Source organism: Chryseobacterium sp. 27AL, from assembly GCF_057815395.1.
In genome coordinates this window covers 913,291-927,483 of record NZ_JBYRIW010000001.1, presented here as the reverse complement: position 1 = coordinate 927,483, position 14,193 = coordinate 913,291, and the positions used below count along the sequence as shown (strand labels likewise).

Sequence of the window (14,193 nt, the reverse complement as noted above, 5' to 3'; positions counted from 1 at the left end):
AAAGCCGTCATTTAGCTTTGGAAAGTAAATGACGGCGAATTATTTAAGGTTTGCTTAATCCGAAATTAAGTTGAATCTTAAATATCAGAAAAATAGATGTAAAGTCAATCTAACGATTTTTATTAAACTTTGTTTAAACTTTGATTGGTTAATAAAGTTTTTAAGCTTTTTCTTTTGTGGTTAAATTTAATTTTAGTGTTATTTAACAATAATTTTTTTAGTATCATTATTATTAAACTTTATTAAATAAACTCCCTTGGCATAACTAGTGAAATTTATTAATGTAATAGGCTGCTTTATATCAATATCCTTTATTTTTCTACCACTCATATCTAGGAGAATAGCTTTGGTATTCATCAGCTCTGGTTTTGTGATATCAATGGTAATAATATCCGTACTTGGATTTGGATAAATTTTGATAGTTCCTGAGTCGTCATTCAATTCATTAGTAGAAAGATTATTTATTGAATAAAGGTTACTTTCCCAGACACCCCTTCCATAGAAAGATACCCTTAAAACACTATTATTCGTACCGTCAAAATATCCATACAAATCAGAAATTTGAGCAATCAGAGGCAAACCATTAGAAAAGCTTTGCCAATCCGTCATTGAGGAATTTCTATAGTATACTCCTTGAGGTGTGGCAATATAGAAGCTTTCATTTGTTGAATAGGGATCGTGTATCAAATTTAAGATACTTTCAAAGGAAAGTGAGCCGGAAATATTCGTCCAATTGATTCCTTTGTTTGTTGAGCGATACATTCTACTTCCACAACTCATATAGATGATGTTAGTATTATTTTTGTTCACAACAATATTACAATAGTTGTAAGAGCTGGAAGGTGTGACAGAAATCTGGTTAAATGTTGTACCATTAGAAGTATAATAAACAGCATTATTATCTAATACAACATAAATTTCATTATCATTAACAGGAGAAATAGCAATGCTTTTTATATTGGTTACAAAAGTCTTTACATTACTCCAAATAGGGTTCGCTGACAATAAATTATTTGTTCTCTTTAAAACATTTTGCTGGCTTACGAATGCAATACTTGTATTTGAATTGGAGAAAATATAATTATTTTCATTGTTAGGATTAGTTAATCCATATGAGGTTTCGTTATTATTTAAGACTAAATTTTTTCTTTTAGCATTTTCATGATAATATATTGTATTGGGATTCACTAAATCAAAAGAGGCTTTGGATCCCCAATCTCCGCCACGATTACAATACCAAATATTGTTGTTTAAATAAATTTCGCCATTATCTTGGGTTCCAATGGATACAATATTTCGAGATAACTTACTTTGTCCTAAGTGATAAATTTCAGTAGCACTTAATCCGTCAGAACTTGGAGCCCAATTTACTCCTCCATCAATACTTACAAAAATTCCTCCATCGTTAATGTTGAAAAGTTTAGAGTTGTCATAAGGTGAAGAAATAATTTGGTGCATATCGGTATGACATTTTTCCCACCAGTTTGTAAGTTGTGTCCAGCTTGTTCCTCCATCTAGACTTTTCCAGACTGCATGCCCGCAAGCATAAAGTATATTTGCATTATTTCTGTCTGCAAATATAGCCCAGTTATAATTTCCCTGTCCAGATTCATCACCTTGATATCCATTTAAATTCGGTTGTACATCCCCCTTTTTTATAACAAAAGTGTTTCCTCCATCTGTAGATTGATATATTATTCCACCTTGCCCAGTATCACTATTACTTCCTACAAATCCTATGTAAATGTAATTATTGTTTGCTGTAGAAGCAGCAATTCTTCCTCCATTACCCAGATTCGGGTTTACACTGGTAATTTGTGACCATGAATCTCCATTATCCGTACTTTTCCAGAGCTCGCTGTCTGTCACAGCAAAAAGAATATTATTGGAACCTGCTTTATAGGCCATATCTGTAAATGCCCCACCAACTAAAGTATTTACCCAGGTTTGTCCAGCGTTTGTACTTTTCCAAATTCCATCAGTAGTAGCTGCAATGATTGTATTATGATCGGTTGGAGACATTAAAATTTCTACCGCCATTCTATTTCCGATTCCTGCATTTGAAGCAAACCATGTATTACCACCATCTGTACTTTTATAAATTCCATATCCGTCAGAATAATAATTTGAATCACCAGTCGATAAATAAATGATGTTATCATTTGTGTAGTCAATGCATACAGATGAACAGCTACCTTGAGGGATCTGATTGTCGGTTTGTGTTTTATTCCAATTATTCCCACCATTATTACTAATCCAAAGCCCACCTGATGCACTTACGGCATACATTTTTTGAGAATCAGTATGGTGAAATTTCACTTGGCTTACCCTGCCAATACCGTGAATTTGCCCAGATATATTTGTTGGAAATAAAATTGGCCCATTTAGTGTCCAGTTCCCGGTTAAGTTTTGGGCCAACACCGAAGCTGAAATAAGAAGGAATAAAAAAATAAATTTATTTGCGTTTTTTATTTTCATATTTATATTTTAAAGTATTAATTTATATTTCTATTTTTTCTCTCTTTTTCCCAAATTTCCATACGTTCATTTTTAGTTAAAATTCGCCCATTATCTTGAACAAAAGGCAAAATTTTTATTTTCCAATGCATGAATTTTTTATACTCAAAAGCATATTTCGGAGCTTCTTCGTTTTTATACTCTCTAATTTTGGATTTTTTCTCTTCGAAAATCTCTTTTTCTTCAACAGGTTTTTCTTTGTGTTTCCAATAATCATCAAAATTTTTAACAGCCTGATAATAGTTGACATTTGGATCATCCATCATTTTTATCCATTCTGGAACTTCATTTATTCGATCTTGAGCCAATGTCATTTGGAATGTACAAACAAATAAAAAAATAAGTAATAATGTACTGGTTTTTAGAATTTTCATAATAGAGTTTGTTTTATTTAATATTATAAAGGTATTCGCTGCTATAATAAGAATGAATTGTCTAATTTATTTATACTAATAATTTTAAATAACTATAATTATTCATAATATTCAATGCATTATTGATACTGATCTAACCTACGTTAATCTCCCGGATTGTATTGTTGTTACTGCTATAGAAAAATAGCTTTTAAAGATTAAATCAATTGATTTTTGAATTATGCAATTAGTATTGGTAAGTTAGTTATATCAATTCTAGAATAAGAATTAAGATCAGGGATATAGTTCTTTTATAAGATAGTGTAGAACAGAGGTTTGCATACTTTTTTTTTCATTTGTGGTGTTAATATATATTTTTTATTCTGTTGAATAATTTTCTTATTACGAATATAGTTTTTTTTATTAAACTTCTTTAAATTTTAAAAATAAGTTTTGCTGATAATTGTTTGTTTAGTAAATATTCATAAATATTTCATGATGAATTAATACTTTTTAACGAACTTATATTTTGATTGAAAATTTTATTAAATTTTTTTTGAAAAACGTTTTGATATGAAATTATTAATCGTATCTTGCACCTGTCTTATATCTGGAATCAATATTTGTTCATTCTTTATGTTGTTTTTCTTTTATAAACCAAATCATTTTTAACATTTTTAATTTTTTTACTCAGATGAACATTTTTGTTTCAAACATCAATTACGCAACTAAAGACTATGAGTTGCAAGATCTATTTTCAGAATTTGGAGAAGTTTCTTCAGTAAAAATCATTACAGACAAAGAAACTGGCCGTTCAAGAGGTTTCGGTTTCATCGAAATGGAAGACGCTGAAGGTCAGCAGGCTGTTGAGGCTCTTAATCAGAAAGAATTCAACGGAAAAACACTTAATGTTTCTGAGGCTAAACCAAGAGAGGAAAAGCCAAGAAGAACTTTCGGTAACAACGCAGGCGGAAACAGAGGCGGCGGTGGTTACGGAGGTAGCAACAGAAGCGGTGGTGGTTACGGAGGTAACAACAGAAGCGGCGGCGGTTACGGCGGTGGAGATCGTGGCGGTAACGGTGGCGGAAAACGTTGGTAAAAAATACTAGCGGCTTCAATTTGAAGCCGCTTTTTTATTACAATATATTTTATTCCTTTTCTTTCTTTTTCTTCTTTTTCTTATCCTTGCTTTTCTTTTTGTCTTTTTTAGGATTAAGAATTTCATTTGCATATTTAAAATCAGGTTCTTTCTTTTGTATTGGAGTTATTTCGATATTGAAGCCTTTCAGATCTTCAGCAGAAACAAGATTTTCATGAATCATAAAATTTAAAATTTCTTTGCCTGAACCATTAAAAAAATGATCGCAAAGTTCGGACAATAAAAATTTTCTGTATTCTTCAAAAGGGACAACCGTATGATATCTGAATATTCTTCCTTCCTTTTCTGTGGATAAATATCCCTTTTCAACCAATATTTTCAGATAAGTGGAAACTGTATTTTGGTGAGGCTTAGGATCCGGATGCTGTTCCATTATGTCTTTCAGGTAAAAAGATCCGAGTTTCCACAATAGCCTCATTAAGTTTTCTTCTGCAGATGTAAGATGATTTATTTTCATATAAAATTCTTAATGTTGAAACTGAATATTGCAATAAAGATAGAGAAAAGATACCACAAAAGCAATCCCGGCGCCCATCAGGACTTCCCTTGGGGTATGTCTTTTTAAAATAATCCTTGTAATACCTACAAGAATTGCAATTCCCAACCATAGAAGACCTATGCCTGTATCCATAGCAAAAAATAATGCCGCAACAAATATATTAAATGCCGTATGCATGGAACTTTTAATAAAATAATTGCTGATCTGCATGGCAAAAAGTAAAATCAGGATGAAAAGCATAACAAAATCAATGTAGCCGTTCTCAAAATAATTGAAAAGAAGATAAGAGATCACACATGCGGCAATGAAAAAATACAAGCTCTTCCTTTGCCTTCGGTTGGAAACATCCATATTAGTATATCTGCCGGTCTTTACGTTCCAGGCAATCCAGATAATAATGGGCAAAATGATCATTAACAATATAGGAACAAAGTACAGTAGAGAATTATGAAGCGAGTAATTTTTTATACTCATATAAATAAAAAAGATCACTAAAGAAATCAAAGGATTGAAAAAATCGGATATAATTCTTGAAATTTTTTGAATGAATGAAGGCTGTTTTTCTTCCATAATTAAGTTTCACCATGTAAATATAATATTATAACCAAAAAAACAATGGTTAGGTATACAATAAAAACAAAGTTTTTTTTATAATTTTGCTCAACTATTTCATAATAAATAAGCAAGAGCTCAACACATGAAAGAATTTTCTAAAGAGGTATACCTGAAGTGGTATGAAGATATGACAATGTGGAGAAGGTTTGAAGACAAATGCCGTTCTCTTTATCTAAAGCAAAAAATCAGAGGGTTTTTACATTTGTATAACGGTCAGGAAGCTATTCCTGCAGGGTTTACACATGCAATGGATTTAACCAAAGACAGTATGATCACTGCTTACAGATGCCACATCCATCCAATGGCGATGGGGGTAGATCCTAAAAGAATTATGGCAGAACTTTGTGGTAAGGCTACAGGTACGTCAGGAGGTATGGGTGGATCTATGCACATTTTCAGCAAAGAACACAGATTTTACGGAGGACATGGTATCGTAGGGGGACAAATTCCTTTGGGTGCCGGAATTGCTTTTGCAGACAAGTATTTTGACAGAAAAGCAGTAAACATCTGTTTCTTTGGAGACGGAGCTGCCAGACAAGGTTCGTTACATGAAACGTTTAACATGGCGATGAACTGGAAACTTCCGGTAGTTTTCGTTGTGGAAAACAACCAGTATGCAATGGGAACTTCTGTAAAAAGAACTGCCAACCACGAAGATATTTACAAGTTAGGGTTAGGATATGAAATGCCTTGTCTTGCCGTAGATGCAATGGATCCTGAAAAAGTAGCTGAGGCTGCTTATGAAGCAATTGAAAGAGCAAGAAGAGGAGACGGGCCGACTTTCATTGAAGCAAGAACCTACCGTTACAGAGGTCACTCAATGTCTGATGCTGAACCTTACAGATCTAAAGAAGAAGTTGCTGTTCACAAAAATGATGATCCGATCGAATTAATTAAACAAAGAATTCTGGCTAACAATTGGGCTACTGAAGAAGAATTGGAAGCCACGGATAACAAATCAAGAGATTTCGTTGAAGAATGCATAAACTTCATGGAAAACTCACCGTATCCGGATGCTGAAAAAATCTACGAGTATGTGTATGCTCAGGAAGATTATCCATTCTTAGACAAATTAGAAAACTAAAAGATAATAAGTCAATTTGAAAGTTTGAAAATTTGAAAATGATTTATTATCGTATCTTTTTTAATTTTCAAATTAACAAATTACCAAATTTTCAAATTAAAATAAATTATGGCAGAAGTAATTACAATGCCACGTCTTTCCGATACAATGACGGAAGGTAAAGTGGCTAAATGGCATAAAAAAGTAGGAGATAAAGTAAAAGAAGGAGATATATTAGCTGAAATCGAAACCGACAAGGCTGTTCAGGATTTTGAATCTGAAGTGGAAGGAACCCTTTTATACGTTGGTGTGGAAGAAGGTGGTGCAGCAGCTGTAGATTCTGTTTTGGCCATTATCGGTAATGAAGGTGAAGATATTTCCGGATTAACCGGTGGCGAAGCTCCGAAATCTAATGATTCTGAAGAAAAGAAATCTGAGGAAGACCATAAAACAGAAAATAATGCAACCAGTATAGAACAAACTGATGCTGAAGTTCCTGCAGGGGTAGAAGTGATTACAATGCCGAGACTTTCCGATACAATGACGGAAGGAAAAGTGGCTAAATGGCACAAAAATGTAGGTGATACTGTAAAAGAAGGAGATCTTCTTGCAGAGATCGAAACCGATAAGGCAGTTCAGGATTTCGAATCCGAATTCAACGGAGTATTGTTAAAGCAAGGTGTTGAAGAAGGTGGCGCTGCTCCTGTTGATTCAGTTTTAGCGATCATCGGACCTGAAGGAACAGATGTTTCAGGAGTTGGTGCTCCGAAAGCTGCTGCTTCATCAGGAAAGCCGGCTGAACAAAAAGCTGAAGCTAAATCGGAAGAAAAAACTGCTCCGGCTGCAAGTTCTGCATCTACAGACAGAATTGCCATTTCACCTCTAGCTAAGAAAATGGCTCAGGATAAAGGTGTTGATATTAACAGCATTCAGGGTTCAGGAGAAAACGGAAGAATCGTTAAAAAAGATATTGAAAATTATCAGCCTTCTGGTGCTAAACCAGCTGCTTCAGCTCCGGCTGCAAGTCCTGCTGCGGCTCAGGTAGCATTAAATTTCGTACAGGGAGAAGATACGGAAACTCCGAATTCTCAGGTAAGAAATGTTATTGCAAAACGTCTTTCTGAAAGTAAATTCTCAGCGCCTCATTATTATCTGATGGTAGAAATCAATATGGATAAGGCGATCGAGGCGAGAAAAGAAATCAACTCTTTACCTGATACAAAAATTTCTTTCAATGATATGATCATTAAAGCAACAGCTGTTGCTTTAAGAAAGCATCCTCAGGTTAATTCAAGCTGGGCAGGTGATAAGATCATTCACAGAGGAAACATCAATATAGGTGTAGCGGTAGCAATTCCTGACGGATTGGTGGTTCCGGTTCTGAAAAATACAGACCAGATGAACTACACCCAAATTTCTGCTGCGGTAAAAGATATGGCTGCAAGAGCGAAAAACAAAGGTCTTAAGGCAAATGAAATGGAAGGTTCTACTTTCTCCATTTCAAACTTAGGAATGTTCGGAATCGAGACCTTTACAAGTATCATCAACCAGCCAAACTCTGCAATCCTTTCGGTAGGAGCGATTATCGAAAAACCTGTTGTTAAAAACGGTCAGATTGTAGTTGGAAATATTATGAAGCTTTCATTAGCTTGTGATCACAGAGTGGTAGACGGTGCTACAGGAGCTCAGTTCTTACAGACTTTAAAAACTTATCTTGAAAATCCTTTAACATTGTTATTGTAATTTTTACGTAAGTTTAATCATATAAAAAAGTTTATCGGATTTCCGGTAAACTTTTTTGTTTTAAAATGATAATTTAAGCTAATCTTAATCATGATTTTCGGTTTTTAGAATGATGATTGCTATATTTAGCAAATGAAGTTGAAAGCCATAAAATTAGATAAGCAAAATATTTTTCTTTTATTACTGATATTAATGGTCGTTGCAGGAAAGATAATTCCTTTCAGAGATGACTATAATCGGTATTTTAATTTATCAGGTTTTATCGATTGGGGAATTGCCGGCATTTTTTTACTGTACGGATTAAAGCTGAATATTAAAGAAATCGTAAAAGATATATCCAATTGGAAACTTCATCTGCTGGTACAATCCGGAACATTCATACTTTTCCCACTTTTGGTTTTTCTTTTTTACGGATTTGTAAAAGATACTTCCTATTACGTCACCTGGCTCTCCATATTTTTTCTGGCGTGCCTTCCTTCTACGGTTTCATCGTCCGTTGTGATGGTTTCTATTGCGAAAGGAAATGTAACTTCCGCTATTTTCAATGCATCCATTTCAGGAATTATCGGAATTGTAATGACCCCTTTGTTAATGAGTTTCTTCGTTCATCCGGATCAGGGAAATATTAATAATTCGGAGATTATTTTACAATTATTACTGAAAGTTTTGCTTCCGATTATTTTAGGTCTTCTTTTAAATTCTGTCTTAAAAAATTTAGTCACAAAATACAACAAAATCATTGCGGAGTTCGACAAAATGATTATTCTCCTTATCGTTTATGAAAGTTTTTCAGAAGCTTTCAGCCAACATGTTTTTGCGTCGGTTTCGCCGGTCGTTTTTATCATTATTGCATTGAGTATTATAATACTTTTTTTCTCAGTATATGAAATTCTAAAGTTTATTTCTAAAAAATTACATTTTAAAAGGGAAGATGTGATTACTGCGACATTCTGCGGATCAAAAAAATCACTTGTTCATGGAAGTCTTTTTGTTATGGTTCTTGGCATCGCTGAAGATCAGAAAGTCCTGTTTCTATTGCCTGTTATGATGTATCACAGCTTCCAGTTGTTTTATGTGAGCTGGTTGGCCAACAGAATTGAGAAAAAGTCTCAGTTAGCTTAAATAAACATAATAAAATTCTCTGTCTATTGCTTTTCAGATTTAAAATCAAATCACTATTTTTGAATTATGATTAAAGCAAGAAATATCCATAAATCTTATGGGAATTTAGAAGTATTGAAAGGTGTTGATATTCATATCAAAGTCGGAGAGGTGGTTTCTATTGTGGGAGAATCCGGAGCAGGAAAATCGACACTTTTACAGATTCTGGGAACATTGGACCAGCCAACAGCGTCATCAAAATTTGATACAGAAATCACTATTGCAGGAGAATCTTTCATTAATATGAATGACAAGCAGCTTTCTAAATTCCGAAATCAGAATATAGGTTTCGTATTTCAGTTTCACCAATTGCTTCCGGAATTTACCGCCTTGGAAAACGTTTTATTGCCGACAAAAATTGCAGGAGCTAACGAAAAGGAAGCGATTGAAAAGGCATATGCTTTATTTGAAGATTTAAAAATTGAGCAGAGACTTCATCATAAGCCGAATCAGCTTTCCGGTGGTGAAGCACAGAGGGTGGCTGTTGCAAGAGCTTTAATCAATTCACCAAAAATTATCTTTGCCGATGAGCCTACAGGAAACCTGGATTCTAAAAATGCGGACGATCTTCACCGATTATTTTTTGATCTGAGAGATAAATACAACCAGACATTTGTAATCGTCACCCACAATCCGAATCTTGCAGAAATTACGGACCGGAAACTCGTGATGAAAGATGGAATGATCATCGAATAAAGCTCCGCAAATGATGAAACACTTTATTTTTTTATTCCTATTATATTTTAAGTCTGAATCTCAGGTTCATACTTATTCTGCTATACTGAAGCCGTTCAAAGCATCGCGTAATGGTTTCCATTCTTATCTATGATCTTATAAGTATTTTACTGAAACCCCATTTATAACTTTTAACCTATACTCTTAAATGTCTATTAAATTTTTAGCTGAAGATGACCGACCAAGGGAAAAATTCCTGCTCAAAGGCAGAAGTTCGCTTTCCGATTCCGAGCTTTTGGCCATCATTATGGGAAGTGGCAGCAGAGATGAAACTGCAGTTGAGCTGGCGAGAAAAATTTTGGCTTCGGTTGGTAACAACTGGCATCAGCTGAGTTTACTTTCAATTAAAGATTTAGTGAAATTTAAAGGAGTGGGAGAGGTAAAGGCAATTTCAATTGCAACTGCTCTCGAAATAGGAAGAAGAAGAGCCAGCCAGGAAGTGCCTGAAAAACCGGTTATTTCCAGCAGTAATGAAGCATATCAGATTTTCAGAAATCATTTATCTGATTTAAGAACGGAAGAATTTTGGGCTTTGTTTCTGAACCAGAGTAATAAAGTGATCCATAAGGCTAAGCTTACACAAGGTGGTATCAGTCAGTCTATTGTAGATATAAGAATTTTATTTAAAACCGCTTTCGATCACTTTGCGACGGGAATTATTGTTGCACATAATCATCCTTCCGGAAATCCAAAACCGAGTAGAGAAGATATAAATATTACACAGAAAATAAAAGAAGCAGGGAAGATATTAGGTATTCAACTGCTGGATCACCTTATTATTACGCAGAATTCCTATTTTAGTTTCTCAGACGACGGATTATTATGATTAGACGACTGAAATATCACGAAATCGATTTCGAAAAATATACAAAATGCCTGGAAAATTCTGAGCAGCGAAAATATTCTGCATCCAGACTTTTTCTTGATATTACTTCGAAAAGAAAATGGGAAATTTTGGTTTTCAAGGATTACGAAGCAGTAATGCCCGTACCGTTCATAAAAAAATTCGGAATAAAAATAGTTATTAACCCCAAACTATGCCAGCAATTGGGTATTTTTTCTGAAAAGGATGATAGTAAGCTAAATGAACTTTTTCTGAATTATTTTAAAAAGAATTACAATATCTGGTATTATGCTTTCAATGATAAAAATACATTTAGCTCTTCATTAAAAAAAAGAAAAAATTTTCTGATTTTTCCTGAAGCATACGAAACGGTACGGCAAAGATATTCACCGAAAAGAAAAAGAAAACTGAGGCTGGATGAGGAAATATTGGCAGTTTCTGAAATCAGGGAAATAAAAATGGATGAAGCTTATGCTTTCATTTCTAAAAATATGATCGGGGCCAAAAATAAAAATGACAAACATGAATTTCTGAAAATTTTTCAGGATCTTGGTGATTCCGGATCTCTCAGTATTTCCGTTTTCTTATACAAGAATAGAATAATCAATGCAATTGCTGTATTTCATGATGAAAAGACCTCTGTTTTACTCGGAACATTTAATGAAAAAGAATTTGTGAAACTGGCAGGGTCTTCCGTACTTATCGATTCGGTGATCAGAAAAAATATAGCGAATAAAATTTTTGATTTTGAGGGAAGCGAAGTTCCTGCAATTGAAGAATTTTTCAGAGGTTTTCGCCCGGAACTAAAGCCTTATTCCGTTATTGAAAATTCTAAGAAAGAAATTGTAAAGAATTTTTTCAATTTAGCATAATAATTAAATTCTGATTTTATAAAAGGATTAGAAATAATTAAAAATCAACCAGATGTCAAAAACAGGTAATCGTATTGTCGTTATTATTTTATCAGCTTATCTATGCCTGATGTCTTATTATCTGTTTACTCATAAATATTACAATGCAGATATCGAGGCCTATATGGGACTTGTATACAAAGCCAATTTCCCAGATATGAAAATTGAGGAAATTCATAAAAAGGTGTATGACGAATTAAAAGTAAAAAATCCTGAAACCGGAAAAAGTGACGTTAACCACAAAGAAGAAGCGCTCGGAGAAAATACCTATTACGAGAAACTATCTCAGAATCCCAAGGCATACGAGGAAGAACTTTATCTTTTTACAGTAAAGCCCTTATACAATTTTGTTAATTCTATTTTCTTTAAACTAGGATTTGATGCATCAACCTCTACTTTTCTGATCACTCTCATTTCCTATGTATTAATTATTGTGCTTGTTTTTATTTTTCTCACCGGAATTCTTAAAAATCATTATCTGGCATTGATTTTAACCATTTTAATTTCTTTATTTAAACCTTTACTTGATACTTCCCGCCATTCAACTCCTGATGGGTTTTCTACTTTATTATTATTGCTCAGCTTTTATTTTGCGGTGGTAAAAAGAAATCTTTGGACAGCCACAGTTTTTGGAATTTTATGTATCCTTACAAGACCGGAATATTTTATTTTTTACACGTTTCTGCTAGCATTAGTATATATTTTCAAAGCAGATTTTTCTTTTAAAGCAAAGAATATCGTGCTGACATTCATTCTTTTTGCGTTAACCTTCGGGATTATACAATATTTTAATAAAATTCCATGGTCGGTACTGTTTATGAATCAGTTTACTAAAGTCCAGCTGTATCCGATATCACATCCCGATGCTTTTAATTTCAGTGAATATTTTGCTTATATAAAAAGCAAAGTCCTTATCGAATTCAATACATCCTATTTTCCCCTGCTTCTGATTTTCATTGTCATTATTCTGGATTATAAAATGCTGATGAAAAAAGACCGGAAAACCCTACTATATCTGGGCCTTTACTTAGCAGTATATATGACCGTATTTCTCAGGTTTTTTATGTTTCCGACGCTGGTAAACAGAATGATGGTCGGCTTTTATCTGATTATTATTCTGTCGCTGATTGCCCGTCAGAATTCCAAACATCAAATAATGGAAAAGACTGCCTGATTATTATAAAATTATCATTAATTTTGCTACCTCAAATTATGGCTAGTTTTTCAGGATATTTACCGTATGCTTTTGCATTGATCATTGCAATACCTTTTCTGGTCTTGCTCAGACAATTCGTATTCACTTATATTAAACTTAAAGAGCAGGAGATAAAGCTGCTTACCGTAAAATCAAATACTGGAAACAAAGCCCAGTCCTACGAAAGAATGACCCTTTTTATGGAAAGGATAAAACCTTCTCATCTTATTCAGCGTTTTGATAAAGATCTTGCCGTTCACGAATTCATATTTCTTACGGAAAAAGCCATTAATGAAGAGTTTGATTATAATTCTTCCCAACAGCTTTATATCACAAAAAATTCCTGGAAAAATATTGTAGATTCTAAGAATGCTGTTATTGAACTGCTTCACAAAACCTATCGTGAAATCAGCAGAGAAGCAACGCTTGATGAGTTTAAAACAATTTTCATCATGAACTTTATTAACGGTGAAGATTACATCTCCGCTACAATAGAAGATCTGAGGAGAGAAATTTTAATAATAGCTTAACTAAAAAATAAATTAATTTAAATAATGATTCCAAATTTTAAAGCACATCCATGGCACGGAATTTCTGCAGGAGAAGATGCGCCAAATGTTGTAAATGTTTTCGTGGAGATCGTTCCTTCAGATACCATTAAATACGAAGTAGATAAAGAAACCGGATTTTTAAAGGTAGACAGGCCCCAAAAATTTTCAAACATCATTCCGGCACTGTATGGTTTCGTTCCGAGAACATATTGTGATAATGCTGTAATGAATTTAGCGATTGAAAGAGGAGCAGACGATGTTACCATGGGAGATCATGATCCGCTTGATATCTGCGTGTTAAGCTCGCACAATATCCATGCAGGAGGTTTGTTGATGGAAGCTATTCCAATTGGTGGTTTCAAAATGATTGACGGAGGAGAAGCTGATGATAAAATCGTTGCTGTAATGATCGGGGACCATGCTTTCGGACATTTCAGAGATATTTCAGAATTACCTGAAGCTGAAGTGAAACGATTAATGCACTATTTCCTAACCTATAAAAACTTACCGGACGAACCTGCAAAATGCAGAATTCAGGAAGTATACGGTGCTGAACATGCTAAAAAGGTAATCAAAGCCTCTCAGGAAGATTACGCAAACAAATACGGAGGATAATTTTTTCTTCTGATCACTATAAAAAGGATAAATGAAATTTCGTTTATCCTTTTTTTATTTCCCGGATATTATTTAGGAGCTTTTTCCGGCTTTCGCTACTCGCTTTTCCATTTTTCGGCGGGCTTTGCCCGCCGAAAAATGGAAAGAGCTCAGACATGCCGCTCAATCCGGGCTAAATTGCAAACTTATATTGCTTAACCGTTTAACTTTTTGATTTTTAAATAAGTATGAT

14 protein-coding genes are annotated in these 14,193 nt (G+C 33.9%); 10 read left to right on the top strand and 4 right to left on the bottom strand.

Annotated features, from left to right (window positions below):
* Nucleotides 1–198: 198 nt before the first annotated feature.
* Nucleotides 199–2,478: a T9SS type A sorting domain-containing protein gene (locus AC3WV0_RS04045; protein ID WP_488844206.1), complete on the bottom strand. Its 2,280-nt coding sequence runs from the start codon at nucleotides 2,476–2,478 to the stop codon at nucleotides 199–201.
* Nucleotides 2,479–2,495: 17 nt separating this feature from the next.
* Nucleotides 2,496–2,891: a hypothetical protein gene (locus AC3WV0_RS04040; RefSeq protein WP_488844204.1), complete on the bottom strand. Its 396-nt coding sequence runs from the start codon at nucleotides 2,889–2,891 to the stop codon at nucleotides 2,496–2,498.
* 673 nt (nucleotides 2,892–3,564) lie between these two features.
* Here AC3WV0_RS04040 and rbp point away from each other — a divergent pair.
* The gene (gene rbp, locus AC3WV0_RS04035; protein WP_090000856.1) at nucleotides 3,565–3,969 is read left to right on the top strand and encodes an RNA-binding regulator; all 405 of its coding nucleotides are present in this window, start codon (nucleotides 3,565–3,567) and stop codon (nucleotides 3,967–3,969) included.
* A 49-nt stretch (nucleotides 3,970–4,018) separates the two neighbouring features.
* Here rbp and AC3WV0_RS04030 read toward each other — a convergent pair whose 3' ends face one another.
* Both AC3WV0_RS04030 and AC3WV0_RS04025 read right to left on the bottom strand, forming a co-directional pair.
* Nucleotides 4,019–4,486 (bottom strand): BlaI/MecI/CopY family transcriptional regulator, encoded by a 468-nt coding sequence (locus AC3WV0_RS04030; protein ID WP_488844202.1) that lies wholly within the window; start codon nucleotides 4,484–4,486, stop codon nucleotides 4,019–4,021.
* 9 nt (nucleotides 4,487–4,495) lie between these two features.
* A complete protein-coding gene (locus AC3WV0_RS04025; protein ID WP_488844200.1) occupies nucleotides 4,496–5,098 on the bottom strand; it encodes a phosphatase PAP2 family protein in 603 nt (200 codons plus the stop codon).
* Nucleotides 5,099–5,225: 127 nt separating this feature from the next.
* Between AC3WV0_RS04025 and pdhA the strand changes: the two genes are divergently transcribed.
* The 9 genes from pdhA to AC3WV0_RS03980 all read left to right on the top strand — a co-directional run bounded on the left by pdhA (nucleotide 5,226) and on the right by AC3WV0_RS03980 (nucleotide 13,961).
* Nucleotides 5,226–6,227, top strand: coding sequence for a pyruvate dehydrogenase (acetyl-transferring) E1 component subunit alpha (gene pdhA / locus AC3WV0_RS04020; RefSeq protein ID WP_488844199.1), 1,002 nt, complete (start codon nucleotides 5,226–5,228; stop codon nucleotides 6,225–6,227).
* A 108-nt stretch (nucleotides 6,228–6,335) separates the two neighbouring features.
* A complete protein-coding gene (locus tag AC3WV0_RS04015) occupies nucleotides 6,336–7,949 on the top strand; it encodes a dihydrolipoyl dehydrogenase family protein (RefSeq protein WP_488844197.1) in 1,614 nt (537 codons plus the stop codon).
* A gap of 132 nt (nucleotides 7,950–8,081) precedes the next feature.
* Entirely contained in the window at nucleotides 8,082–9,071 is a 990-nt protein-coding gene (locus AC3WV0_RS04010) for a bile acid:sodium symporter (protein WP_488844195.1), read from the top strand.
* Nucleotides 9,072–9,137: 66 nt separating this feature from the next.
* Complete coding sequence (locus AC3WV0_RS04005) at nucleotides 9,138–9,806, top strand: ABC transporter ATP-binding protein (RefSeq protein WP_090000863.1); 669 nt, start codon at nucleotides 9,138–9,140, stop codon at nucleotides 9,804–9,806.
* 187 nt (nucleotides 9,807–9,993) lie between these two features.
* Complete coding sequence (radC, locus tag AC3WV0_RS04000; protein WP_488844193.1) at nucleotides 9,994–10,671, top strand: RadC family protein; 678 nt, start codon at nucleotides 9,994–9,996, stop codon at nucleotides 10,669–10,671.
* Nucleotides 10,668–11,561: a hypothetical protein gene (locus AC3WV0_RS03995; RefSeq protein WP_488844191.1), complete on the top strand. Its 894-nt coding sequence runs from the start codon at nucleotides 10,668–10,670 to the stop codon at nucleotides 11,559–11,561. The genes radC and AC3WV0_RS03995 overlap by 4 nt, the downstream gene beginning before the upstream one ends.
* A gap of 52 nt (nucleotides 11,562–11,613) precedes the next feature.
* Nucleotides 11,614–12,774 (top strand): hypothetical protein, encoded by a 1,161-nt coding sequence (locus tag AC3WV0_RS03990; RefSeq protein ID WP_488844189.1) that lies wholly within the window; start codon nucleotides 11,614–11,616, stop codon nucleotides 12,772–12,774.
* A 38-nt stretch (nucleotides 12,775–12,812) separates the two neighbouring features.
* Nucleotides 12,813–13,325 (top strand): DUF7935 family protein, encoded by a 513-nt coding sequence (locus AC3WV0_RS03985; protein ID WP_090000867.1) that lies wholly within the window; start codon nucleotides 12,813–12,815, stop codon nucleotides 13,323–13,325.
* Nucleotides 13,326–13,349: 24 nt separating this feature from the next.
* Complete coding sequence (locus AC3WV0_RS03980; protein ID WP_488844187.1) at nucleotides 13,350–13,961, top strand: inorganic pyrophosphatase; 612 nt, start codon at nucleotides 13,350–13,352, stop codon at nucleotides 13,959–13,961.
* Nucleotides 13,962–14,193 lie beyond the last annotated feature (232 nt).